Origin of the sequence: Marinobacter sp. 1-3A (assembly GCF_016597775.1) — a bacterium.
GTDB lineage: Bacteria > Pseudomonadota > Gammaproteobacteria > Pseudomonadales > Oleiphilaceae > Marinobacter > Marinobacter xiaoshiensis.
This window is the reverse complement of record NZ_VCGZ01000005.1, coordinates 161051-184972: the sequence shown is the minus strand read 5'-3', so window position 1 is coordinate 184972 and position 23922 is coordinate 161051. Positions and strand designations below refer to the sequence as shown.

Below are 23922 nucleotides of genomic sequence, written 5' to 3'. Positions count from 1 at the left end.
GAATGGGAGGTTGGCCCAGAATGACAATGTGCGCTGCAGGCAAGTCGCCAGGCCAAGGACGGATTCCTCACACCGTTTGGGAGTGGTTGCTTAAACAAAGAGTAATCAGCAGGTAATTGTGTGGCGCCGGTCATGGCCGTACTCTGTGCAGGGTTACAAATGTTTACCAACAGAGGGATATGTTATGAATAAATTTACTCTCAGCGCTCTTCTTATGTTTTTGACTTTAGGTCTGGCTGCCTGCAGTTCCGATGACAACGAAGGAGCTGATTTTGAGAAGGCCGCGGACAACGCTGGAGAAATTGTGGAAGACGCAGGCAATTCTGTGGAAGAGACCTATGAAGAAGCTACGGGTCAGGATGAAGGCGTAATCGGCGAAATGAAGGAAGGTGCCGAGAATGTCGGTGATGAAATGGGTGAAGCCGCAGAAGAAGCTGGCGATGCCATGGAAGAAGGCTACGATGACATGACTAAATAATCATGTCTCAATTCTGGCGCGTAACATCTGCGCCGGAGTGTTTCAGCCAAAGCTCATCAGAACCGTTAGTCTTTGTCAGAAAAGATTAACGGTTCTGTCGTTTTACTGTCTCCGCATTGTCATCTGTCCCACCGACACTGTCCTCTCGATAACCCCCGTTTGTTGTACACAGCGAGAGACTGAGAGAGACAAAATATGGCCAAGCACGACCTTGATTCCAATTACCTGGATCCCGACTACGAACCCGTTGTAAACCACTCGGGCAACAGCGCATTCCAGGACGTACTGGCTGCACGTATGCAGAGACGCACATTGATGAAAGGCGGTGTTGGCGCGGCACTGGCCAGCATTATGGGTTTCGGGATTGCGGGTTGTGGAAGTGACAGCGATAGCGATGACCGCAGCAATGGGGGCAATGGAAGTGCAGGCCCGGGTGAAGGCAGTGCAACGGAATTGGGCTTCGCAGCGATACCCGTGTCCTCAGCAAACAAGGTTGTAGTGCCAGTCGGCTACTCCACCAAAGCCTTTTTGCCCTGGGGCACACCAATCACCGGCTCTTACCCTGCATTTCGGGCAGACGCGTCCAACTCCGGAGCGGATCAGGAACAACAAGTAGGCATGCATCACGATGGCCTGCACTTTTTCCCGATTGATTTTAAGACTGGCGGTAACTCTTCCGATGAAGGGCTGCTGGTGATGAACCATGAGTACATAAATCAGGCTGCCCTTCACCCCGATGGCCCCACCTATAACGCAAATGGAATGCGACCTGCCGATGAGGTACGCAAGGAAGTGGCTGCTCACGGTGTCTCGGTGGTTCATATCAAAAAAGACAGCACAGGTGACTGGGACATAGTCTTCGGAAGCCCCTTCAACCGCCGGGTTACGGGCAACACCGAGATGGATATTCGTGGCCCTCTTCGGGGCTACCAGAAGCTCTCGACCCGTTTCAGCAAGAACGGCACCCAAACCCGGGGCACGCTGAACAACTGCTCTATGGGCCCGACACCTTGGGGAACCTATCTGGCAGCAGAGGAAAACTGGCACGGCTATTTCGCCAATAGCTCCCAAACCAAGCCTCGGGAACAGACCCGCCATGGCGTTGGTGGTGCAAGCCGCTACGATTGGGAGCTTGCGGAGGGCGGGGATGATCAATACGTGCGCTTCAACATTACCCCCACGGCCCAAAGTGCTGAAGACGATTATCGCAACGAAGCCAACACCTATGGCTACATGGTAGAAATTGACCCATTCACGCCGGAGAGCAAGCCCCAGAAGCGCACTGCCCTTGGCCGTTTCGGCCATGAAGGTGTGATCTTTGCGCCGGTAGAGGAAGGTAAGCCGGTTGTGTGCTATTCCGGTGATGATTCCCGCTTCGAGTACATCTACAAGTTTGTATCTTCGCGGCCCTACTATGCAGCAACCGCCAGTGGCTACTTGCTGGATGAGGGAACTCTGTACGTTGCGCGTTATAACGAAGACGGCTCTGGCGATTGGCTGCCTTTGTCACTTGACGATGCAGGCTTCGCGGCCAGTGTTGAGGCAGCGCAAGGCTCGTTGGTTGGAAATGTCCAGTTTGACGGATTCGAGAACCAGGCAGATGTGCTCCTGAATACCCGGCTCGCAGCCGATATTGCCGGTGCGACGCCAATGGATCGCCCGGAGTGGGGAGCGGTAGATCCAAATACAGGTGAGGTCTATTTCACCCTGACCAATAACTCCCGGCGCACTGAGGAGCAGGTAAACGCTGCGAACCCCAGGGCAGAAAACCGCACCGGTCATATCATTCGCTGGCGTGAAGGCGGTGATGATTTTGCTGCAACAGAGTTCCAGTGGGATATTTTCGTGTTTGCCGGAGAGCAGGGGACAGAAACGGTTGTCGATGGAGATGTCGCTGTGTCACTGACCGATGACAATATCTTCAACAGCCCGGATGGCTTGTGGTTTGACTACAATGGCCGCCTCTGGATTCAAACCGATGGTTCCGACGCCCCGCCGTATCAGAACAACATGATGCTGGCGGCTAACCCTGAAACCCGTGATATCCGTCGTTTCTTCGTGGGCCCGCAAGGTTGCGAGGTGACCGGGGTTGTAACTACGCCGGATGTTAAAACCATGTTCGTGAACATTCAGCATCCAGCCAGGGACTGGCCCTTCGGTAACGAAGGCGATCACCCACGGGATGCGACCGTAATAGTGGTCCGTGATGATAAGGGCGTGATTGGCGCCTGAGCTGTATAGAGTCAGGTAAAACCGAAAACCTGATCGCCTGAGCAAAAAGGCGCATCGGGTTTTCGGTTTTTTCGTTTAAGAAATGCTCAATGTGGCCGATGCCTTAATCAACTAAACTAGACCGAACTATGAGTTATCAAACCGTTTCAATTCCTTAGACTCTAAATTGGCCGGATAACTGTGTACCTATCAGAAATAATAACAACGTCGAGGTTTTTATGGGGTTGCTTGATCGTGCAGCGGTATTTTGGGGAGTCGCAATCGCCATTATTCTTGCGGTTGTCAGTGTTTTGGTGGCGCCCTTGTTAGGTCTGGATCCTGCATCTCTCTCTATAGGGCTGGTTGTCGGCCTTGTTGCCGCCACTGCCTATCTGGTTGTGCGGGTTTTGGCTCCAGTGGATCGCGGTTTGGAAGGCCTGAACAAGGGAGCTCTTGAAGAGAATCACCCGGTAAGAGCCCGGTGTGAGCAACTGCTTGCTAATGCTCAAACAGGCAGGACTTTGGCGCAAGCCCTTTCTGGTAATGCTGATAAAAACGCGATCTCTGCCGCGCAAGTATCTTACGCGGCCGACCAGCTCAAATTGCGACTGGATTTGCAGGTGCAGGAAACCGCACAGATGGCAGAGTATGCCGGTCAGATTACTGAAACGGTAAGAGAGTCTTCGCAGCAGGCTACAGAAGCGGCCACTATGGCGCTGCAAAATCGTGAAGCCAGCACGGAAGGGCGTCAAGCGCTCACCAGTGCTATTGATAGCATACGCCTGGTGCATCAGCAGTCCGGTGAAAACCTGCGTCTGATTCAGGAGCTGAACGACAAGTCCAACAAAATTCAGGGCGTAACCAGCACTATTCAAGGCATCGCGGAACAGACTAACTTGCTGGCACTCAACGCAGCCATTGAAGCGGCTCGTGCGGGCGATCAGGGACGTGGCTTTGCGGTGGTTGCGGATGAAGTCCGTCAATTAGCTGGTCGCACAGCTCAGGCGACGGGCGAAGTAGCGGAAACGCTGCAGGAAATCCGTTCCGATACAGCTTTAATTGTCACCCGTATAGAAAATCTTGCCCGCAGCGTTGAAGAGGGATTGGTGTCTGTGGAAAGTGTTGGCGAGCGGCTGGATCAGATACGCGATCAGTCCGATCGGGTTCAACAGCAGATTGCCCGTATTGCAGAGATAGATCAGAACAACGAACTCAGCCTGGGTCATGTATTCACGGCTATTGAAACCGTTCGTGATCAGATCTCTGAAAGTGACACCAGCGTTGCTTCGCTTGCAGAGCAGGCTGCAACACTGATGGAGCTTGCGGAAGTCGCCAATGCAGCGTTTGCGATGAATAGTGATTCCAGCTACCACAGGTTCTTCTACGACCAGGCCCGCGCTGGTGCCAGTCAGATCGGCCAGATTTTTGAGCAAGCGGTACGTGATGGCAAGCTGACAGAAAATGCTCTGTTTGATTCGGCGAGAAAGCCGATCCCTGGCACTCAACCTGCAAAGTATTCAAGCAGCTTCGATGCCTTTACCGATCAGTTTTTGCCACAGGTGCAGGAAGCGGTGAAGAGTTCCCATCCCGCATTGGTGTTTGCGATTGCTGCGGCCCCGGATGGCTATGTGCCTACCCATAATCGTGAGTTTGCTCATGCACCTACCGGAGATGCAGCTACGGATTTGATGCGCAGCCGCAGCAAGCGACTATTTAACGACCGCACAGGCATACGCTGTGGCAGCCATACCGAAGACATGCTGCTGCAAACCTACCGGCGGGATACTGGGGAAATCATGCACGATCTTTCTGTACCCGTATATGTGAACGGGCGACACTGGGGTGGGTTCCGGCTTGGGTATCGTCCGGATAATCACTGATCCAATGAGCGTCTAATCGGTTCTGGCGCCTATGTTAAGCTTTCAGCTCATATTGAAAAAGGAGATGTGCTTTGGCTGACCCGGAATACATACCTGCGGATGCAGAAGCGAATGAGTTGGCGCGCCGATCTGATCCCGCACGCAACCTGGCGGTGGTTGTTTACATCCTTCAGGGGTTGTCGTTTTTTCTGGGGGGTATCACCGGTTTGGTGGGCGTCATTATCAATTACGTGAAGCTCGATGATGTTCGTAACACCTGGGTGGAACCTCATTTCCGCTGGCAGATCAGAACCTTCTGGCTGGGCTTGTTGTGGACAGTTATTGGAGTGGTGACCAGCTTTATTATTGTCGGCTGGTTTATTCTTATGGGTACCGCCATTTGGGTGATATTTCGCATTGTGAAAGGTGCCCTGGCACTGAATGACGGCAAGGCACCTATCTAGCAATTTTTTGTGAATGACCAAGCGGCTGGTGTATCAGCCGCTGGTTACCTCTTTCAGACGAATTGCACTCAGGGTTCCGGCCAGCCCCATCAACCCAAGCACCACGATCACTGCAGCGTTGGAAATCAGCGACAAGAGTGCGGTTAGTCCTCCGGTAGCAAGCAGCAAAAACCCGATCACGGTATTGCTCACAGCCGTGTAGTCTGTGCGTTTGTTGCCTCCTGCCATATCCACCAAATAGGTTTTCCGGCCCAGTCTCACGCCTGCGTGGGCAATGCTGAGTGCGAAAAATGCCACCGGGTAAAACCAGCCGTTGCCTACACCAGTGCCTGCAAACATGGCAGTTAGCCCTACGGACAAGCACACAGCACTGGCGATTGCCGCACCACGAATCATCACCCGTCGGCTGGAGGTGTCTGCCATCCACCCCCAGAAACTGGCGGATACGGAGCTGGCCAGGCTGCTTGCCAGAAGGAACACGCCAAGCATTAAACCTGTATCCGATTCTTTTTGAGCCAGCACCACAAAATAGGGCGATGCCAGAGCCGAGCACAGCAAGAGAGCGCGGGTAATCACAAAGTTACGGAAGGGCGCGTCATCCCTCAGTAATGACAAGCTTTTGAACGCTTCGGTAAGGGCGTTACCACCACCGTCGGTTTCACCTTCGTGCTCTTCAACGCCTGCAAACAGAATTCCCGCAATCACCCAGAGCGCAGCTGCCAGCAAAAGTAGCAGACTATAAAATGCGATGGTCGGGTCGCCCTGATCCCTGAACAAAATCACCGTCAACAGAACCGTCGCTGTGCCACCGATAGTGGCTGCAAGGCCGGAGAGCCTGCCTCTGCGGGTTTTCGGAATGCACTTTCCCTGAACATCTTTCATGGCCACGGAGCAGAACCCCCGAGACAGGGAGAATACAATCAGCGCAGCGACAATGCCGCCGCCGGCTGTATAGCCCTCAAGAAACCAGACGCAAGCAGCCATGGCAGTCACGCTGATGGCCTGTCCAAAGCTGCCAAGTGTCCAGAACCATTTGCGCACCGGTTTGCGGCGAACCCAAGCTGCAATCATCATTTGGGGAACCATAGAGCCTGATTCCCGAATGGGAACGAGCCAGGCCACCAGAGCCGGCGCGCCAATGGCGCTCATTAGCCAGGCAAGCACGGTTTTCGGGCTGATTAACAAGTCGCCCAGCTTGGTCAGTACGTTGGCTGCCAGAATCAGGAAGAAGTTGCGTGGCACCACATTGCAGGCTTCGGCTGGGATGTCTTTGCATACCCGGGCGTCTTCTTCGTTGGCGATCAGGCTGTATAGCCGGTCGACAGGTCGTTCGAAGAGCCCGTTACCTGTCTGGTCGCCCGCGTTGGAAGAGGAGTTTTTCTGAATTGGTGTTTGTTGCTGGGACAAGCCGCTGCCCTCCGTAAAATGGATAGCCAAGGATACCAGCCGGGCCGGCACCCCAGTACCCCGGAATGCAGATTAGCGATGGTTCATACCAGATGATGATCCCACTGAACCGGCATGCTGGCAATTTCTTCCGCCGGTTTTCCCTTGCCCATGCGAACCAGCTTGCCGCGGCCTGAAGATACTAAAAAGTCTCCCCCGGCCAAAGCTTCAACACCGGCACAGTCCGGGATGGCAGCCTTTTCAATTACTTTCCCGGAGCGACTGTTGAAGATTAACGCTGTCCCACCTATCGGGGAGGCGATGGCAACCAGGTCGTTTTCAGGGTGAGCCACTATGCTGGCGATGTAATTACCCAGCTCCCGGTGAGTGGCCGCACCAAAGTCGATCTCTTCGTAGCGTCCGTTGCGGTAACGCGCAACCAGTGGCGGCAGCTCATGAGCTGGCCCCTGATATTGGTAGGCGGCATAAACAGTGCCGTCTTGAGCAACATCCACATGCCGGGTACTGAGTTGATGGTGTGACGGCTGGAACCGGGCGAGAATGTCGCCGGAGAGCCTGTCCATCATCAACAGCGCTGGCTTCATAGTGGGCAGGTTGAGCTTGATGCGGTCGTAATCCGGGTGGGTAAGAATGCCGCCCAACCCAACGACCAGTGTTTGGCCGTCCGGGTGCATAGTGACCTGGTGTGGACCTATGCCGTTCAGCTCAAAAGTGTTGGCTCGTTGATAGCCGCGTTGGCTATCGTACACCGCAATAATACCTTCCCCGGGTTCATAACGATTGGCTGGAGCGTACAGGAAACGGCCGTCAGGTGAGAACACACCATGGCCCACAAAGTGTTCGCCTTCAGCGGCTTCAATGCGGTGCAGCCGATCGCCTGATTCGCTATTGAAAACATAGAAAGCCCAGCCTGGCCGACGCTCAAAGAACACCACTTGTGCGGTATTCGGTCGGATACAGCCACTGTGGCAGCGAGAGCCTACCGGGGATTGCCATAGCATCCTGCCATCTGGCGCTATGGCGCTTACCGCAAAACGGTTGTCTTGCAGACCTATAGCGCCGGTGTATTGCTGAGGGCTCTGGTTACCCGCTTTGCGGGGCAGCAGGGTGCAGCCGGAAAGGCTGATGGCAGCGCTACCAGTGAGGGCGGATTTAATGAAGCTTCGGCGAGTCAGTTCAGGCATGGACCTCTCCTCAGTCTCCGTCGCTGGAATTAAAGCCACGCACCACGCCAAGCTCAACGGCTGCACGGTCATTTACCAGTGACGTCAGCTGAGTGATGTCGATATATAGGCTTTGCAGCAATTTGTATCCGTTATCGTCAGCCAGTAAGGGTGCCATCGGGCGGTCGAGTTCCGGAAAGTTAGCCAGCACTTCGTCGAACTGCTGTGCGATCTGCTCGGCGAGATCGGGCTGTTTCCGATCTGTGAGGAGTTTAGAGAAGGCTGGCAGGAAACTCTGTTTGAGTCCCTGAACACTGGCGCCCATGGCAGCAAGGCTGGCTTCGCTTCGCCAGGCATCGGCGCTGTAAACTGAGCGTTTACCGTTACCGCGCAGGCCCATTGGCGTAGCCAGGCGCCGCTCCTCAAGAATCTCCAGCCCGGCCATGGCAGAGCGTATAGTTGTATCTGTGTACTGATCACTGCCAAGGTAGTTGCTCTGAAAACCCTGCCAGTCATTTGCCAAGGATTGGCCGTTGTCGGCGATATGTCGGGTTACTGCAAGCAATAGTTTACAGCTGCGCCCGGCTGGCAGTGCTTCTTCGCCGTTAGCGAAGGCCTGGTCGTACAGCAAATACTCCGCCATTGGGAAGCCCTGCACGGCGACGCCGGATTCACTGACTTTTTCAGGTGTGATCGGCGCTTCGTCTTTAAGCAGGTAGGAAGCCTTGCGGGCCACGAGGTTTTTCGGATCCGGCCAGAACTGGAATTGCCAGGCGCGATTTCCCTGCTCTACCGGGCCAAAATCCACAAAACGAACCTGTTGCCAGGCCAGAAATGCCTCCAGCCAGGCCTGCTTTGTCTGCTCAAGCCCTTCCGGCGAGGGGGCCTGACAATAGCTCGCCGCCTGGCTGGACAGAGCTTGGCCTTGTGTCGCCAGGTTCTGATAGCCCGTGAGAACGTCGCTGTGCCATTGCTTTCGGTATTCAATAGTTTGGCTATCTGCATTATTGGCCGTTGCCGCCGCCAGCGGAGAAACGGCCACCGATGAGGCGAGTAAGAAGGTCAGTGCCAGTCGCGTCATGTCGGGCTCCATTATAGAGAAGTCAGAAAATCGATCAGTGCCTGTCGGTCTTCGGCGCTGAACCCGGTGTAAAGCGCCACCGCCGGAGCGGCTTCTCCGCCGTGCCACAGGATGGCCTCTTCCAGAGTGCGCGCTCGGCCATCATGTAAAAAGCCGGCTTGCGGATTAACGATTTGCGCCAGACCAATGCCCCAGAGTGGCTGTGTGCGCCATTCGTTGCCGTTGGCCAAAAACTCATCGCGACCATCGGCAAGGGCAGGTCCCATATCGTGCAGCAGCATGTCGGTATAGGGCCAGATAGTCTGCTTGCTCAAATCAGGGCGTTCCGGGTCTGTTCCTGTGACATGTCGGGGGGTGTGACACCCGGCGCATCCGGTTTCGTTAAATAGCTGCGCACCCTTCTGGACTGCGGGATCTTCCATGTTGCGTCGAGCGGGTACGGCCAGGCTCTTTGCATAGAAGGTGACAAAGTTTGCGATCTTGTCGCTCACTTCCGGCTGGCCACCGTCGGGAAAGCGGTCACATTCCTGTTCAGGCGTGCAGTCAGTAGATGGCTTCAGGCTGGAAGTTAGCCCCATATCGCCGGCAAAGGCGCCCATGCTTTGCTGGTGTACATTGGGCTCGGCTGCTTTCCAGCCAAAACGGCCGGGCACTGTCTGTTTGGTTTCCAGATCCCACACCAGATTAAGCTTGCCGGAAATGCCATCGCCATTCTCATCCTGCGGGTCGGCCAGGGCTTCCAGGTCGGCGATCGGAATCGCTTCGAGCAGCCCCATGCCAATCATAGGCGGCGCGACCCGAGGGGAAATCAGAAGATCTTCGGGCAGAGGACCGTAGTTGGGGTTCTCTATCCGGTAAACCGGCTCTCTCAGATCCACTATGGTGCCGTCAGCCAAGGTCTTTGTTACCGGGTTCCATGTAAGCACCATATCGGCTTCAGGCTTTGCACCGGGCAGGGCAGCGGTTTGCAGTTGGCTGCCGTACACCGGCGCCGGCTTAAAACCCTGGGTAAGCAGAATATCTGCGTCTACTCCCGGGTCGGCTGGAACCGCCAGGCGCAAGAACAGGGACACAGCTGTTTCATCAGCAGCGGGCGGGTGGCCGCGACCATCTTTGATATGGCAGCCTTGGCAGGAGTTGGTGTTGAATAAAGGGCCTAGTCCATCCCGCGCGGTGGTGCTGGCCGGCGCTTCAACCCAGGGGTTACGGAAAAAGCTGTTACCAACGCTGAAGTCCAGCCGCTTGGTCATGGAAAGATTGCCTTGGGGTAGGGAGTAGGCGTTGGTGTCGAACTGCTCAACCGTGCCATCGCCGCCGGTATTGGGGGAGTCCTGCAACGGAAAGCCCGCATGGGAGGCGGCGTGAATGGGCAGGCCGATACCGAAAATCAGCAGCCCCGTGATGAGTTGTGTCCTGGTCATTAATTTGTTCCACATAATTGAATAAGCCATGGAAAATCCGCTCTTCTCAAAGCGGGCTTTCCATGGCTATATCGTGTTCCTTGTTACCCGGGGCCGCGCTCGCCCCCGGGTATCGTTTTCTTTCCTGTTTACTTTCAGAAAGAGTGGCCTGCGTCGTCTGGCGAAAGAGCTTCAAGGCCAAGCTGCCGAGCTGCTTGCTCAATGGAGCCGGTTTGCTCTACCAATGCCATAATCGCGCCATTCACAATGCTTGCTCCTTCTGCATTTCCTGGTGCAATCATCATATCAAAGGGCATGGGGTTCTGGCTTGATTCGGCCTTGGCCTTCATCATTCCCAGTGCGCTCATGGATGCCTCAAGCTGGGCATTCAGGCGGGCGTCCAGGTCAGGGTTGGTTTGCGCTACCAGATCAGACAACGAAGGGCCAGATACCAGACTGCCGTCTACACGACGGTAGTTGCCGGTATAGACGTTCTGAATGCCCTGGCCATTATAGTAGTGGGAGTTGTGGGTGTTATCACTGAAGCAGTCGTGCTCGTCTTCGTATGAGTTAGCTTCAAGGGCCACCTTCATGCGCTCACCAGCCAGCTCACCCAGGGACAGAGAGCCCATGCCGAACAGCATTTTTTGCACGCCTTCGTCGGCATCCGCGGCCATAAGCTGGCTGCGATAATTGTCAGAGGCACCTGGTGCCCACTGTGCAACCATCCACTCCAGATCAGACACCAGAAGGTCGGTTACCGCGTCGAGGTATTCACCCCGGCGGTCGCAGTTGCCGTTGGTGCAGTCGGCACCGGCTGCATAATCAGTTACTGGCCGCTCGCCACTGCCAGGATCAAATCCGTGCAGATCTTGTCCCCACAACAAAAATTCAATGGCGTGATAGCCGGTGGCCACGTTTGCTTCCGAACCACCAATCTCATTCAGGTTGGCAAGCAGCTCTGGCGTGAGGTTTGTTACATCGAGGGTTTCGCCGCCAACATTGATGCTTTTGCTGCCAATAATATTGGCTGTTGCGCCAGCATTGCCGAGCTCATATTGGTAATCGTCGGCCTGAACGTAGTCGATCAGCCCTTCATCCAGTGGCCAGGCGTTCAGTTGGCCTTCCCAGTCATCCACAATCGCGTTGCCGAAGCGGAACACTTCTGTTTGCTGGTAGGGCACACGTGCTGCGAGCCAGGCTTCCTTGGCCGCTTTCATGTTGGCTTCAGTAGGGTCGGAAATTAATCGGTCGGTAGCCTTGTTCAGTGCCTTGGCAGTAATCAGGGCGTCTTCATATCCGGCATGCGCTACGTCGGCATAGTGCTCTACAACCGACATTTTGGTGGCTGGTTGGGAGTCTGCTGCCTCTGGTGAGGTGGTGTTGGCGCAGCCAGCACCTATTGTGGCGGCAACAGCGAGCGCAAGAGTGGCCGGTCGAAAAAGTGTCTTCATTGAGGACTCCGGGATTTCAGAAATGAGCATGGTAATAGGAGTTATTATCGTTCGCAATTATGTTTGTTGAGGCTTTTCAGCGCAAGAGTGTTCTGGCGTTTTTTAGCGTGGCTTGGTCAAAAAAAAGCGTGATATCAAATTTTAATGATAATCATTTGCAAATACGATTTGTGATGCTAGATTCTGATTTGAACGTGCTCTTATATCAGGGGAAAAGTATGAGCGGATCAGTGGTTAGGCTAGCAGGCTCTTCAAAGAGTGTTTTCTCAGCGTGGCAGTCGCTTCGTAAGTCGGTTGATAAAACCAGCGTTGTCGCTGGGCAACCTGAGAGCTGCGGTTCTGGCCAGCCACCTCCCAACACTAGCCGTTCTGGCTGACATCCGGCTGCACCGCGCCGCTTCTACTGTCTTGCCTGGCTCGAGAGCGCTTTTTCCAGCGCTCTCTTGCACTGGGAGTGCGCGCTCGGGCTTAATAGCTTCTGTTTATCGGGAGCTGATTTATGTTGAGTTATCTTCACGCCTTTCATGCCGGGAACTTTGCTGATGTTCAGAAGCACGGGGCGTTAACACTTGCCCTGTCTATGATGCAGGCGAAGCCTTCCGCTATTGCTTGTTTTGATACCCACGCTGGTAGCGCCATTTATGACCTCAAGAGCGACCGCGCACGGAAAACTGCGGAAGCGGACCTGGGCGTACAAAAATTGTGGGCAAGCCGGAACAGCTTATCTTCCGGAGATTGGCAGTCGGTTTTGAAAGTGTTGTCCCGGTTCAATGCGGGAGAGGGGGCGTTAACGGTTTATCCCGGCTCCCCAGCCTGGTTTCGCCAGTTTTTGCGCCCTGGCGATTCGCTGACAGCATTTGAGCTACACCCCACGGAAAGTAGCCAACTCGCCGGTTGGGCCGCTGACCAAAATGTTCGGGTGATGCATGAAGATGGTCTGAATGGGCTGTTGAGGCAATTGCCGCCGGCACGACCCAGGCTGATGGCTTTGATTGATCCCTCCTATGAAATCAAATCCGAATATTCCGATGTTGCTGCGACGCTGCAGAAAGCATGGCAGAAGTGCCGACACGGTGTTTATCTTGTGTGGTATCCCGTGCTTACCAGTGGTCTGCAAGCTACTTTGAAGCAAGCTGTGAAAGACAGCCCACTGCGCAAAGTCTGGTGTAGTGAAGTACACCTGAAAACACCCCCGGAGCGAGGCATGACAGGTTCCGGCATGCTGGTTGTTAATCCACCATGGGGGTTTGAAGACCGTTTTTCTGCCATGATTGAGGATATTGCAGGCGAGTCTGCGCTGGGCCTTTCCCACGAACACGGCTGGTTGGTGCCTGAATAAGCAGGTTAGCCGCTGGTCATGCAGGAGCTGTTTTTTTGAAGGATACAATCAACGATAAATCGGCGGACACTTGTCTTCCTGGAGGATTAATTTCCGCTGATCAATGGACATTGCCTCAAACATCGGTGCGGCGTTCACTAAAAGACGCTATTCAGTATGCCCTCTCTCAACTGCAGGCCGGGGTTTCACAAGCTGAAGATCCGTTTGAAAGCATGGACGATCTGCCAGAGCTGTCCGGTATTCAAAAAAAGCGATTGGCTCCGGAGCCGGATTATGGCCGTCAGGCAGAAGCTATAGCCAGCGGCGTGCAACAAGCGCGTTCCGAGGGCTCTCTGAGTCGGGAAGTTGTGTGCCTGGTGGCACCCCCTTTTTCTGGTTTGCAGCAGTCGCTCGCCCGGTTTGAAGAACTCGCAGAGCCTGGGTTACTTGATGGAAGTGGTGAAAAATGGCGCATCATTGGGCCGCCGGATACCCTGTCATTTAGTGCCAAGGAAGCCTGTGATTGGTGGGATGAACAGGATCTGTCGACCCCATGGGTAATTACGGAGCTTGCGGATTTCTGGCTGCGGAGTTTGTCAGGGCTGGTTCTGGTGAAGGAGTTGTTTCGCAGAATTGCCATTGGTGAAACAGGCGCAGGCATTTTGGGTTGCTCAAGCTGGTGTTGGCGATACTGGGGACAATATCTTGAGAACGCCCAGATGTCGCCCTGGACTCCCGCGCCCATGGACGCCGAGCGCCTTGGCGTCTGGTTTACTTATCTGGCTTCGGGAAAAGGCAGGTCTGAGATAGTTGCAAGAATGACCGGCGATGGCCTCTACGTGCTGCCTTTGGCTGAAAAAGACAAAACTAAAAGCAATAAAAAACGCAAATACAGTTCTTTCTTGCGCGACCTGGCCGCTACATCACGCGGTAATCCCGGTGTGGCTTTGGCAATCTGGCAGAGATCCCTGCGGGCCAAGCCGGATGACGAGGCGAAGCTGGATGAGGCTGATGAAAAAACTGAAAAACAGAGCCGGGCTGCGGATTGCTGGGTTGTTCCGCTAGGTAAGCTAAGCCTGCCAAGCATGCCCCAAAGCAAGGAGAGTGTGACCGGGTTTATTCTGCATGGATTGTTGTTGCACAACGGTCTTGATATGTCCTCCCTGGAGTTGGTTACCGGTGTGTCTACCTACGAATTGAGTTTGGTGTTATCACGGTTAAAGCGTGCAGAGTTGGCGGCCTGTGATGAGACTGATGGGCGCTGGCAAGTCACAGCTATCGGGTATCCCACCGTCAGGCGGCATTTGCAGGGTTGGGGTTTTCCGCTTGATCAATTCTAGGAGTTGTTATGATCGATGATCTTGGAATCAAGTCTGCTTTTGCCTCTATAACCAGTCAGGCGCTGTTAAAGGCGTTACTCGTTATCATTATTGCGTCTCTTGTCATAGTGGCGGTGCAGAAGGTGCTTCCCCGGGTTGCAGAGAAGCTGGGTGGTAAACCGCGCCTATACCTTTTGGCTTCTGTTCCTTTACTCAGATTGCTGATTATTTTCGCCACGATCACGGTTGTAGTTCCGATTTTGGTAGAACCGTCGTTCGAAAATATGGTGGCTATTTTCGGGGCGCTTGCCCTGGCGCTTGGCTTTGCTTTCAAGGATTACGCCAACAGCCTGATCGCCGGTATTGTTACTTTGTACGAAATGCCTTACCGGCCAGGTGACTGGATTGAGGTCGATGGCCAATACGGCGTAGTACGAGCCATCAATACGCGGGCTGCCGAGATTGTTACACCTGACGATACGGTAGTGATCATTCCTCACAATAAGCTGTGGAACTCCCTGATTGCCAACGGAAACGACGGCACAGATAACCTGATGTGCACGGCAGACTTTTATCTGGAGGCTAATCATGATGTCAGCCAGGTTCGTGATTTGCTTCGGGATGTAGCGTTTACCAGCCCGCGAACCAAAACCTGGCAGCCAGTGCTGGTGATTGTGTTTAATAAGCCTTGGGGCATGCACTACCGGGTGAAGGCCTACCCGTTTGATCCTAAAGAGCAGTTCCAGTTTGTATCCGAGCTTACAGCTCGAGGTTCTGCAGAGCTGGCACGGCAAAATGTGAAATTTGTCTCTGTGCCGGTTGTGGCAGATTGAGTTGAGGCATGGTGGCTAGGCAAATCAAAAAGCCCCGCTTGGCGGGGCTAAACTGACGAACAGTTTGTCTGGATTTGACCCGCGCTTACATCAGCGCGTCAACACGGTTACGGATCTTTGGCTCGCTGCTGTAGGCGGTTGCAATGGCATTATAGGTTGGGATATCCATTCCTGAATCCTCAATGACCGATACCATTTGATCGTTAGCTTCCATCTGCAGTTTCTGAGCTTCCTGCTGGGAGTCCGCTGATTCAATTTTGTCTATGTACTCTTCACGCACTTCTGAAATGCCTTCCTGCGCTTCAATAAACTTTTTCAGCTCGGCGTCGTTGTAATGGGTGTTCTGCGTACCTGCAGCTGCAGGGTTTGAGTAACCTTCTGAGCCTCCGGTGGCTACAGGGTTCTGCTCAGCCATTGTGGGCGCTGCTGCCAGCAGGGCAATGGATGCGGTAATGGATACGAGTAGCTTGTTCATATTCATAATCGACTTCTCCTGTTTGATTTGCGTTCACCAAAGACATATCAAGCCTCGTGCCAGTTTCTGTATATTTTATTTATTGTTTATAAATCATAGGCTTATAGTTTTCTGTGGTTAATCCTGCGTAATGAAGGTTGAGACGAAATGTCACATGTGGCAGAAGAGTGTGGCATTTATGTAGTTGGAGCTTGAATGAAACCGTCTCTCAGAAGCGCCGGCCAAGTATTTGGGTCAATACAACTCACCCTGGTGTTGAGCATTGTCGTCCCCTTGCTGGTCATCAGTGGCCTTGCCATATATCTAGGGTTTGGGGCTGTAGAAAAAGCTCTGAACGACCGCTTGCAGGAAGATCTGGAGCTGGTGGCCCGAGCTGCCAGCGGCCCCCTTTCCCGAGCCATGCAGGAAAACGATGAGTTGGTTATAGGCGACTCTCTGAGATCAATATTCCGGATTGGTCGCGTGTCCGGTGCATCGGTTTTCGATAAAGGCGGAGCCCGGATTGCCAGTCTCGGCCTGGCAGATACAGATGTAGGGAACAGCGCCAGCGCTGAGCAGGTCATTAACAGTGGCGAGCTTGGCGGGGCCTTTCGGCGGGTAGATGGGCAATCTGTATTCTCGCACTTTACGCCTCTGGTGGCCGACGATGGCCGAATACAGGGGTTGCTGCAAATCACCCGCAAGCGTAGTGATTTTCATGAGTTGCTGGCCTCAAGCCGCCTTTGGGCTGTGTCTATCTGGTCTGCGCTTGCGATAACAATCATCCTGGTGGTTGTGCTTGGGCACTATGGAACCGTCGGCCGCCATGTCAGTCGCCTGTTAAGCGCTATGAGTGAGCTGGCACCCGGCAACTGGCAGTTTGACGCGGAGCCATCTGGCCCCCGCGAGCTGCGGCAGATATATGGTGGTGTTCGGGACATGGGCCAGCGCATGGCTCGGGCAGAAGAGGAAATACAGCAGCGTGTGATCACAGAGCGTCAACTTGCCGAGCGCCTGGAATATCAGGAAAAGATTGCCATGATCGGGCGAGTGGCGGGCGGGGTTGCCCACGAGCTTGGCGCACCCTTGAACGTGATTCAGGGGCGCGCAAACATTCTGGCTCGCCATGACCTCACGGATGAACAGCGACGGCAACTGGATGATATCGGTTACCAGGTGGGGCGAATGACCACCATCATTCAGCAGCTTTTGGATTGCTTCCGCCATGTGCCGGATTCAAGGCGGCCGATCAGCCTCAATGCTGTCCTCAAAGATGTACTGGACCGCGCCGGTGAAGATGAGAAGTGCCATGGGAAGCGCCTGCTAAGCCGAGGGCTTGAAGTGGGTGCCTGGATCAGGGCAGAACCTGTGAGGTTGGAGTTGGCCTGTTTGAATGTAGTGCGCAACGCCTGCCAGGCTGCTCGCGCTGAGGTGGCTTTGTCGCTGCACCGTTATGATAGCGAGTGGGAGGTGCGGGTTGAGGATGATGGACCAGGCATAGCCACTGAGAAAAGAGACGCAGTGTTTGAACCGTTTTACAGTACCCGGGCGGCCGGGGAAGGCACGGGACTTGGGCTGGCGATGGTCAGCAGTATTCTTAAAGAGCACAGTGGCCGGATTGAAATCGGAAACAGTGAATCGGGAGGATGCAGAATGAGCCTGTACTGGCCAGTGGAGACGGGGGTATGAGCCAATTCAAAGCAAGGATTTTGCTCCTGGAAGACGACGCCAGCCTGGGGCTGTTATTGAGTGAGGAGCTTGCGCTGGATGGCTATAGCGTGAGCCGCGCCGGAACAGTAAGTGAAGCTTGCGGAATGCTCAGTGCAGAAACACCCGACCTGGTGGTATCAGATCTGCGCCTGCCAGATGGCGATGGGCTGGAGCTACTCAAGGCAGCTCAGGCTGAAGGTCTCAGCTTGCCCTTTATTATCATTACAGCTTTCGGGACAGTTGATCAGGCCGTTGAGGCATTGCAAGCAGGCGCAGACGATTTTCTCACCAAGCCTTTATCTACTGATCATCTGCGCCTGAAAATACGGCGATTACTCACGCAGGCCGATCTCACAAAACAGCTGAAGCAGTTTCTTGCACACAGTAACACCGATGAATCCCTCGGCCTGATTGGTGAGCATGAAAGCATGGTGCGGCTTAGGTCTGAAATTCGCCAGATTGCCCGCAGTGATGCTGCGGTTTTGATATGCGGCGAAAGCGGAACCGGCAAGGAACTGGTGGCGAGGGCCATTCACCGTGTCAGCGAGCGGAACGCCAAGCCTTTTGTGGCGGTGAATTGTGCGGGTATACCGGCAGAGCTCATGGAAAGTGAGTTTTTCGGCCACGAGGCCGGTGCCTTTACCGGGGCGCGCCAGGCTCGGAAAGGTCTGTTTACAGAGGCTCACGGTGGCACTTTGTTGCTGGATGAGATTGGCGAGATGCCTCTGGCCTTGCAGGCAAAGCTATTGCGTGTGTTGCAGGAAGGCATGGTAAAACCGGTGGGCTCGGATCAGGAAGAGCCCGTGGATGTACGAATTCTGGCCGCCACCCACGTGGATCTGTTGAAAGCTGTGAGTGAGGGAAGCTTCCGGGAAGACCTCTATTATCGGTTGGAGACTCTGAGCCTGCGCATTCCGGCGTTGCGTGAGCGAGGTGATGATGTTGACCTGCTTGCAATGCACTTTCTCCGTGAAGCTGCCCGCCGACATCAGCGCGGATTTCTGAAGCTCAGCCAGGTAAGCTCCCGCACTCTTATGGATTACCCGTTTCCGGGCAATGTCCGTGAACTGGCCAGTGCGATCGAGAGGGCGGTGACCTTCTGTGAAGGCGACACCATCCAGCCCGATCATCTGCCAGAACGAGTCCGCAAACGCCAGGGGATTGCCACCACCTCACAGGCCGCGCTTAGCGTCGACAGCATTTCGCAATGGCCAACACTCGACGCCCTCCAGCAAGATTATGTAACTGAGGTGATGAAGGCGGTGGGAGGCAACAAACGCCGAGCTGCTCAAATTCTGGGTATAAACCGGCGCACCTTGTACAGATGGCTGGCGGCAGGTGAACCGGGCCTTGAAGCAAGCGATGAGAGCGGCGCGGTGAGAAGTGGCGCAAAAATACCGAAAGGAGATGTGCAGTGAAAGATCAGAAAACAGCCATGATGTACGGGCTGGGCACTGTGTTGCTCTGGTCTACCGTTGCCACAGCATTCAAACTGGCCTTGGCAGACTTGGCACCCGTGCAAATGTTGCTGGTTGCTTGTTCGGCGTCTGTGGTGGTTATGGCGATCATCCTGATGTTGCAAAAGCGCTGGCATCTGGTGTTTTCGTTACAGAAAAAACAATACATACAATCGTTTGGCATGGGGCTGATAAACCCTTGTTTGTATTATTTCTTTCTTTTTGGCGCATTTGACCGGCTGCCCGCGCAAGAAGCTCAGCCGTTAAATTACACTTGGGCGCTGGTTTTGGCATATTTGTCAGTGCCGTTTCTGGGCCATCGCCTGCGCAGGCTGGATATAGTCGCGGGCCTGGTGTGCTATGCGGGCGTTGTGGTGATTGCCACCCGTGGGGCTGTTACCACTTTGAGTTTCTCAGACCCAATCGGGGTTGCTCTGGCCATAGGCAGCACTCTTGTGTGGGCGTCCTATTGGATTATTGCTACCCGTGATACCCGGGATCCGGTGGTTGGTCTGTTCCTGAACTTTTTGTTCGGCCTCCCGGTGATAGCGGTAATCTGTTGGTGGACAGAAGGCCTGTCCCTGCCGGTTACCGGTTCTCTGGTTGCGGCTTTGTACGTGGGCATCTTCGAGATGGGCATCGCCTTCGTGCTTTGGTCTTACGCCATGAAAAAGGCAGAAAACACCTCCAGAGTGAGTAACCTGATCTTTATTTCGCCGTTTCTGTCACTGGTATTCATCTATTTTATTCTGGGCGAACAGATTCTGCCGTCCACATATATTGGCCTGGTGTTGATTATGGCGGGTCTTTGGCTACAGCAAAAAAAGTGAAAGAGCGAGAGCAGGGGCTGGCAGATGGCCAATGACTGGTTTGTCTATATGGTGCGCACGGCCCGCGGCGCGCTCTATACGGGCATAACCACAGATGTGCCTCGTCGCTTTGCCGAACACCAGGCTGGTGCGCCAAAAGGCGCGAGGAGCCTGAGAGGCAAAGGTCCGCTGGAGTTGGTGCTCAGCTTGCCAGCGGGTGATCGCAGCCGGGCATCCAAGCTGGAGTGGCACATTAAACAGTGGCCAAGGCAGCGTAAGGAGGCGCTCGTCCAGGGTAAGGTCAGTCTGCCAGATGCGCTTTGATATGCTTGCCAGCGGCCTGCACGGCAGCGGAGGCTCGTTTTAGCTGGCCGCTATGCACCTGGAATACGTGCCAGAGGCTGTTGAACACCTCAAACTGGGTAACTACTCCCGCATTCCTTGCAGCATCAGCCAAGCGTTCCGCATCGTTGAGCAGAATTTCCTGACTACCAACCTGTATCAGCAGAGGGGGTAAACCCTCAAAGTTACCAAAAACCGGGGATATAAGAGGGTTGGTCAAGGGCTCTTGTCCGGCGTATAGCCTGGCTGCTTTTTCTGTCCAGCGTGCCTGAAGTACAGGTTCGCATTCAGGGGAATACAGGTTTTTTTGGGTCAAATCTGTCCAGGGTGAAAAAACCGTAATTGAAGAGGGGAGCGGTTGATTGCTTTCACGCAGACGCATGGCCAAGGCGATAGCGAGTCCGCCGCCGGCTGAATCGCCTGCTATGGCAATCTGCCCAGGTGAATACCCTTCGGTAATCAACGCCTGCAAGGCCGCTTCTGCATCGTCCAACGCTGCAGGGTATGGGTTCTCAGGAGCAAGCCGGTATTCTGGTGCAACCACCATACAGCCAGTGGCTTTGGCCAGGTGTCCGGTAAGGCCCTTGTGAGTGGTTGCAGAGCCGATAATATAACCGCCGCCGTGCAGGTACAGCACCGCGCCACGAGAGACTTTTCCGAAAGAGCTTCTGATTGTTGAGAGCCCTGCCAGAGTGCCTGTCTGAAAGCGACAGTCACGAGGTGGAACAGAGGTCCGGTAGGCTTGGCTAATCAAAGTACGCTGAACTGAAACCGGAATTGCCGGGTGAAGGGCTGGCCTGACCAAACGAGTCACGGTTTGGCGGAGCGCGGTCTCAATTAGGTGTTGCAACATCTGTGTTATACCCCCGCTATGGGTTAGGATTGTGCATCATAATTCGTATTATCTATTCATGACAGGCGTTTAACTCTACGTGTACTGGAAAACAGATACCATAGAAATACCAGACTGGGATCGCAGCTCTCTTTTAAAGAGGTTGGAGCCTTTTGATCCGGGTGGGCGTGAAGAACTCAGCGATGAAATGATTGCCTACTGTCGCTTTTACGGCCTTGATCTCTGGGTGGAGCACCCCGAAGTTGCCTACCATCAAGGCTATGTGACGGCCGGCGAGCATGAAGTTATGGTGCACTATTTCCGGCTGCCGGAGTCTCAGGCAAAACGGGGTACAGTATTCATTCTGCACGGCTATTTTGATCACGTTGGTTTATATGGCCAGTTGATTGATCGCTGCCTTGGGGCCGGATTTGATGTGCTGACCTATGATCAGCCGGGGCATGGGCTTTCCAGTGGCACACCTGCAGCTATCGGCAGTTTTCTGGAATATCAGGGGGTTTTGTCAGAAGTTCTGGCCCATGTCAGGGATAAAATCCGCGGGCCCTGGTTTGCGGTCGGGCAGAGTACGGGAGGGGCCATATTGATTGACTACCTTCTGTCTAACCACCACTCCACAGAGACATCGGAGTTCCGAAAGGTGGTTTTGTTGGCGCCCCTGGTGCGTCCTGCCGGATGGCTTGGCGCCAAAGTGCTGCACACGCTGGTTAAGCCATTTATGACCCGGTGGCAGCGTGTATTTGCAGCGAATAGCGGTAATACCCGCTTTTTACGCTTTCTGCGTGAGCATGACCCGCTGCAGGCAAGGGCCGTTCACGTTGATTGGGTGAGCGCGCTACGAACATGGATACCGCACATTGAATCGGCTCGCCCGGTGAACTTTCCGGTTACGGTTGTTCAGGGCGAAAAAGATCAGACCGTAGACTGGCAACACAATCTGAGAATCATCCGCAACAAGTTTGCAGCGGTTGAGGAAGTGAGAATAGCCGACGGGCGTCATCATTTGGTGAACGAAGCCAAAGATCTTCAGGCAACCGTGTTCAATACAATTATTGATACGTTTGAGCATTCAGCAGCAGGCGCTCCTGATAGCTTCTGAGACCATAAGGAAAGGGCTCTGGAGTATGAAAAATTCTCGCTGAGAAGCGTCTGTAAAAAAATCGCGACAGGAGATATGTATGAAAAAAACGATGCTTGCACTAGCAGTGACTACCATGGGCCTTGCCGGCTGCATGACATATGACCCTTACACCGATGAAGAAAAAACCTCGAATGCCACCAAAGGTAGCATTGTTGGGGCCATCGGCGGAGCTGCAATAGGCGCTGCAACCTCAAGCAAAAGCGACCGCGGCAAGGGTGCGTTGATTGGTGCAGCAGGCGGAGCCGCGGTTGGTGGTGGTATTGGCTATTATATGGATCGACAGGAAGCAGAGCTGAGGCACAAGCTGAAAGGCACCGGCGTTCGGGTTGTTCGCAACGGCGATCAGATTGAATTGGTGATGCCCGGTAACATTACCTTTGAGCTGAACCAGACCTCTATCCGCCCTGGCTTTACCAACACTCTTGAGTCTGTGGCTCTGGTTTTAAAAGAGTTCGATAAAACCACTATTCAGATAGAGGGTCACACGGACAGCACTGGCGCAGATAGCTACAACCAGCTGCTCAGTGAGCGCCGCGCCGGTTCTGTACGGGATTTCTTGCTGAATCAGGGTATTCAGCCCAATCGTACCCGCGCAGTGGGCTATGGTGAGCGTTACCCTATTGCATCCAATGACACGGCAGCTGGTCGAGAGCAAAACCGTCGTGTAGAGCTGACTCTGGTTCCGCGGCAGTAATCAGCTAGTGGCAAGAGTTCCGGTTTATCCGGGCATAAAAAAACCGGAGCACTTGCTCCGGTTTTTTTATGCTGGTGCCTGTTAGAACAGCACGCGGGCACGAATGGTGCCTTTAACCTGGAGCAGTTTCTCCAGGGCTAGTTCTCCGTAGGCCTTGTCTACGTCAATAACCACGTAACCTATGTCTTCTTTGGTCTGCAGATACTGCCCGCAAACGTTAATGTCGTTGTCGGAGAATACCTGGTTGATTTCAGACATAACGCCTGGCACGTTCTCGTGAATGTGCAGCAAACGATGCTGGTTCGGGTGTGACGGCAGCGCAACTTCCGGGAAGTTAACAGACGACACTGAGGTGCCGTTATCGCTGTACATTGCCAGCTTCTCAGCCACTTCACGACCAATGTTTTCCTGAGCCTCGATGGTGGAGCCACCTACGTGCGGAGTAAGAATTACGTTGTCGAACTCGCGCAGCGGGGAAACAAATTCCTCGTCGTTCGATTTGGGCTCAACCGGGAAAACGTCAACTGCTGCACCCAGCAACTTGCCGCTTCTCAGGGAGTCGGCAAGCGCATCAATATCAACAACCGTACCCCTTGAGGCGTTCATCAGGATAGAGCCAAGCTTCATTTGCGCCAGTTGCTCGGCCTTGAACATATACTTGGTGGCCGGCGTTTCAGGAACGTGCAGGCTTACAACATCGGAAATGTTGAGCAGTTCTTGCAAACTGCCTACTTGAGTGGCGTTACCAATAGGCAGCTTGGAAACCACATCATAGAAGTAAACATCCATACCCAAGCCTTCAGCCAGAACGCTGAACTGGGTACCTATGTTGCCGTAACCGATGATGCCCAGCTTTTTGCCGCGAATTTCGTAGCTGTCCTTTGCTGACTTCTGCCACTCACCGCGATGCGCCTTGGCGCTCTTTTCGGGTACGCCGCGGAGCAGGAGAATAGCCTGCGCCAGAACCAGTTCAGCAACACTGCGAGTGTTGGAAAAAGGTGCGTTGAAAACCGCAATGCCACGACGGGTAGCCGCTTGCAGGTCTACCTGGTTGGTACCAATACAGAAACAACCCACAGCAACCAGTTTCTTGGCTGCTTCAAAAACCTTGGCAGTCAACTGGGTGCGCGAGCGAAGGCCTACAAAGTGCGCATCGGCAATCTTCTCAATCAGGTCTTCCTCGGCCAGAGAGTGACTGAGGTACTCAATGTTGGTGTAACCTGCAGCATTCAGGGTATCCAGTGCGGACTGGTGCACGCCTTCCAGCAGCAGAATTCGGATTTTGCTCTTTTCGAGAGACGTCGTTGACATGGGCTTTGCTTCCGAACCTTTCGTGGCATGAAATCACCTGCAGCCAGTGATCGTCGGGGCTGGCTCACAGAACAGGAGCGGTATGATACCATAAAAGCAACTTTTCACAGCGCGCCGGTTCGTCTGGATCAACTGAACTGAAAACTATTTATTCTGCATGACCGGCC

The 23922-nt window shown here is 54.1% G+C and carries 20 protein-coding genes and 1 pseudogene; 13 read left to right on the top strand and 8 right to left on the bottom strand.

Features of this window, described 5'->3' with window-relative positions; all coding sequences use genetic code 11:
* The first annotated feature begins 184 nt into the window (after positions 1 to 184).
* The 4 genes from FE848_RS09870 (at position 185) to FE848_RS09855 (ending at position 5012) form a co-directional block, all read left to right on the top strand.
* Complete coding sequence (locus FE848_RS09870; protein WP_200202631.1) at positions 185 to 478, top strand: hypothetical protein; 294 nt, start codon at positions 185 to 187, stop codon at positions 476 to 478.
* Positions 479 to 673: 195 nt separating this feature from the next.
* Entirely contained in the window at positions 674 to 2710 is a 2037-nt protein-coding gene (locus FE848_RS09865; RefSeq protein ID WP_200202630.1) for a PhoX family protein, read from the top strand.
* A 218-nt stretch (positions 2711 to 2928) separates the two neighbouring features.
* On the top strand, positions 2929 to 4569 hold the full coding sequence (locus FE848_RS09860; protein ID WP_200202629.1) for a methyl-accepting chemotaxis protein: 1641 nt from the start codon (positions 2929 to 2931) through the stop codon (positions 4567 to 4569).
* 71 nt (positions 4570 to 4640) lie between these two features.
* Positions 4641 to 5012 (top strand): DUF4870 family protein, encoded by a 372-nt coding sequence (locus tag FE848_RS09855; protein WP_200202628.1) that lies wholly within the window; start codon positions 4641 to 4643, stop codon positions 5010 to 5012.
* 33 nt (positions 5013 to 5045) lie between these two features.
* Here FE848_RS09855 and FE848_RS09850 read toward each other — a convergent pair whose 3' ends face one another.
* From FE848_RS09850 to FE848_RS09830, 5 genes are all read right to left on the bottom strand, one after another.
* Positions 5046 to 6317, bottom strand: a complete 1272-nt coding sequence (locus FE848_RS09850) for an MFS transporter (RefSeq protein WP_265091916.1) — start codon at positions 6315 to 6317, stop codon at positions 5046 to 5048.
* Between the two features lie 185 nt (positions 6318 to 6502).
* Positions 6503 to 7603, bottom strand: coding sequence for a DUF1513 domain-containing protein (locus FE848_RS09845; protein WP_200202627.1), 1101 nt, complete (start codon positions 7601 to 7603; stop codon positions 6503 to 6505).
* 10 nt (positions 7604 to 7613) lie between these two features.
* Positions 7614 to 8663 (bottom strand): imelysin family protein, encoded by a 1050-nt coding sequence (locus FE848_RS09840; RefSeq protein WP_227714545.1) that lies wholly within the window; start codon positions 8661 to 8663, stop codon positions 7614 to 7616.
* 11 nt (positions 8664 to 8674) lie between these two features.
* Positions 8675 to 10084 carry a di-heme oxidoredictase family protein gene (locus FE848_RS09835; protein WP_200202625.1) on the bottom strand — a complete coding sequence of 470 codons (1410 nt, stop codon included), beginning with the start codon at positions 10082 to 10084 and terminating at the stop codon, positions 8675 to 8677.
* A gap of 134 nt (positions 10085 to 10218) precedes the next feature.
* Entirely contained in the window at positions 10219 to 11517 is a 1299-nt protein-coding gene (locus tag FE848_RS09830; protein WP_200202624.1) for an imelysin family protein, read from the bottom strand.
* A 499-nt stretch (positions 11518 to 12016) separates the two neighbouring features.
* Between FE848_RS09830 and FE848_RS09825 the strand changes: the two genes are divergently transcribed.
* Genes FE848_RS09825 through FE848_RS09815 form a run of 3 tightly spaced genes read left to right on the top strand, consistent with a single transcriptional unit; the run spans position 12017 to position 14987 of the window.
* Positions 12017 to 12856 carry a 23S rRNA (adenine(2030)-N(6))-methyltransferase RlmJ gene (locus FE848_RS09825; RefSeq protein ID WP_200202623.1) on the top strand — a complete coding sequence of 280 codons (840 nt, stop codon included), beginning with the start codon at positions 12017 to 12019 and terminating at the stop codon, positions 12854 to 12856.
* Positions 12857 to 12891: 35 nt separating this feature from the next.
* The gene (locus tag FE848_RS09820; RefSeq protein ID WP_227714546.1) at positions 12892 to 14175 is read left to right on the top strand and encodes a hypothetical protein; all 1284 of its coding nucleotides are present in this window, start codon (positions 12892 to 12894) and stop codon (positions 14173 to 14175) included.
* A gap of 8 nt (positions 14176 to 14183) precedes the next feature.
* Complete coding sequence (locus FE848_RS09815; RefSeq protein ID WP_227714547.1) at positions 14184 to 14987, top strand: mechanosensitive ion channel family protein; 804 nt, start codon at positions 14184 to 14186, stop codon at positions 14985 to 14987.
* 85 nt (positions 14988 to 15072) lie between these two features.
* Here the strand turns inward: FE848_RS09815 and FE848_RS09810 are convergent, their stop codons facing one another.
* The gene (locus tag FE848_RS09810) at positions 15073 to 15468 is read right to left on the bottom strand and encodes a DUF4168 domain-containing protein (RefSeq protein WP_227714548.1); all 396 of its coding nucleotides are present in this window, start codon (positions 15466 to 15468) and stop codon (positions 15073 to 15075) included.
* A gap of 189 nt (positions 15469 to 15657) precedes the next feature.
* On the opposite strand from FE848_RS09810, the gene FE848_RS09805 reads away from it, so the two are divergent.
* The 4 genes and pseudogenes from FE848_RS09805 to FE848_RS09790 all read left to right on the top strand — a co-directional run bounded on the left by FE848_RS09805 (position 15658) and on the right by FE848_RS09790 (position 19741).
* A complete protein-coding gene (locus FE848_RS09805) occupies positions 15658 to 17130 on the top strand; it encodes an ATP-binding protein (RefSeq protein ID WP_200202622.1) in 1473 nt (490 codons plus the stop codon).
* Complete coding sequence (locus FE848_RS09800; protein ID WP_200202621.1) at positions 17127 to 18569, top strand: sigma 54-interacting transcriptional regulator; 1443 nt, start codon at positions 17127 to 17129, stop codon at positions 18567 to 18569. Before FE848_RS09805 ends, FE848_RS09800 begins: the two co-directional genes overlap by 4 nt.
* A pseudogene (locus tag FE848_RS09795) lies at positions 18566 to 19473 on the top strand (DMT family transporter). Before FE848_RS09800 ends, FE848_RS09795 begins: the two are co-directional and overlap by 4 nt.
* On the top strand, positions 19463 to 19741 hold the full coding sequence (locus tag FE848_RS09790) for a GIY-YIG nuclease family protein (RefSeq protein WP_200202619.1): 279 nt from the start codon (positions 19463 to 19465) through the stop codon (positions 19739 to 19741). The pseudogene FE848_RS09795 and the gene FE848_RS09790 overlap by 11 nt, the downstream one beginning before the upstream one ends.
* Here the strand turns inward: FE848_RS09790 and FE848_RS09785 are convergent.
* A complete protein-coding gene (locus FE848_RS09785; protein ID WP_200202618.1) occupies positions 19719 to 20612 on the bottom strand; it encodes an alpha/beta hydrolase in 894 nt (297 codons plus the stop codon). The genes FE848_RS09790 and FE848_RS09785 overlap by 23 nt on opposite strands.
* Before the next feature lie 79 nt (positions 20613 to 20691).
* On the opposite strand from FE848_RS09785, the gene FE848_RS09780 reads away from it, so the two are divergent.
* The gene (locus FE848_RS09780; protein WP_200202617.1) at positions 20692 to 21708 is read left to right on the top strand and encodes an alpha/beta hydrolase; all 1017 of its coding nucleotides are present in this window, start codon (positions 20692 to 20694) and stop codon (positions 21706 to 21708) included.
* Positions 21709 to 21787: 79 nt separating this feature from the next.
* Positions 21788 to 22444: an OmpA family protein gene (locus FE848_RS09775; protein ID WP_200202616.1), complete on the top strand. Its 657-nt coding sequence runs from the start codon at positions 21788 to 21790 to the stop codon at positions 22442 to 22444.
* A gap of 81 nt (positions 22445 to 22525) precedes the next feature.
* On the opposite strand, the gene serA is transcribed toward FE848_RS09775, so the two are convergent.
* On the bottom strand, positions 22526 to 23755 hold the full coding sequence (gene serA / locus FE848_RS09770; protein WP_200202615.1) for a phosphoglycerate dehydrogenase: 1230 nt from the start codon (positions 23753 to 23755) through the stop codon (positions 22526 to 22528).
* Positions 23756 to 23922 lie beyond the last annotated feature (167 nt).

Coding starts and splice junctions, on each gene's coding strand:
- FE848_RS09870 (WP_200202631.1), top strand. CDS start 185: ATGAATAAATTTACTCTCAGCGCTCTTCTTATGTTTTTGACTTTAGGT.
- FE848_RS09865 (WP_200202630.1), top strand. CDS start 674: ATGGCCAAGCACGACCTTGATTCCAATTACCTGGATCCCGACTACGAA.
- FE848_RS09860 (WP_200202629.1), top strand. CDS start 2,929: ATGGGGTTGCTTGATCGTGCAGCGGTATTTTGGGGAGTCGCAATCGCC.
- FE848_RS09845 (WP_200202627.1), bottom strand. CDS start 7,603: ATGCCTGAACTGACTCGCCGAAGCTTCATTAAATCCGCCCTCACTGGT.
- FE848_RS09840 (WP_227714545.1), bottom strand. CDS start 8,663: ATGACGCGACTGGCACTGACCTTCTTACTCGCCTCATCGGTGGCCGTT.
- FE848_RS09835 (WP_200202625.1), bottom strand. CDS start 10,084: ATGACCAGGACACAACTCATCACGGGGCTGCTGATTTTCGGTATCGGC.
- FE848_RS09830 (WP_200202624.1), bottom strand. CDS start 11,517: ATGAAGACACTTTTTCGACCGGCCACTCTTGCGCTCGCTGTTGCCGCC.
- FE848_RS09825 (WP_200202623.1), top strand. CDS start 12,017: ATGTTGAGTTATCTTCACGCCTTTCATGCCGGGAACTTTGCTGATGTT.
- FE848_RS09815 (WP_227714547.1), top strand. CDS start 14,184: ATGATCGATGATCTTGGAATCAAGTCTGCTTTTGCCTCTATAACCAGT.
- FE848_RS09810 (WP_227714548.1), bottom strand. CDS start 15,468: ATGAATATGAACAAGCTACTCGTATCCATTACCGCATCCATTGCCCTG.
- FE848_RS09805 (WP_200202622.1), top strand. CDS start 15,658: ATGAAACCGTCTCTCAGAAGCGCCGGCCAAGTATTTGGGTCAATACAA.
- FE848_RS09800 (WP_200202621.1), top strand. CDS start 17,127: ATGAGCCAATTCAAAGCAAGGATTTTGCTCCTGGAAGACGACGCCAGC.
- FE848_RS09790 (WP_200202619.1), top strand. CDS start 19,463: ATGGCCAATGACTGGTTTGTCTATATGGTGCGCACGGCCCGCGGCGCG.
- FE848_RS09785 (WP_200202618.1), bottom strand. CDS start 20,612: ATGTTGCAACACCTAATTGAGACCGCGCTCCGCCAAACCGTGACTCGT.
- FE848_RS09775 (WP_200202616.1), top strand. CDS start 21,788: ATGAAAAAAACGATGCTTGCACTAGCAGTGACTACCATGGGCCTTGCC.
- serA (WP_200202615.1), bottom strand. CDS start 23,755: ATGTCAACGACGTCTCTCGAAAAGAGCAAAATCCGAATTCTGCTGCTG.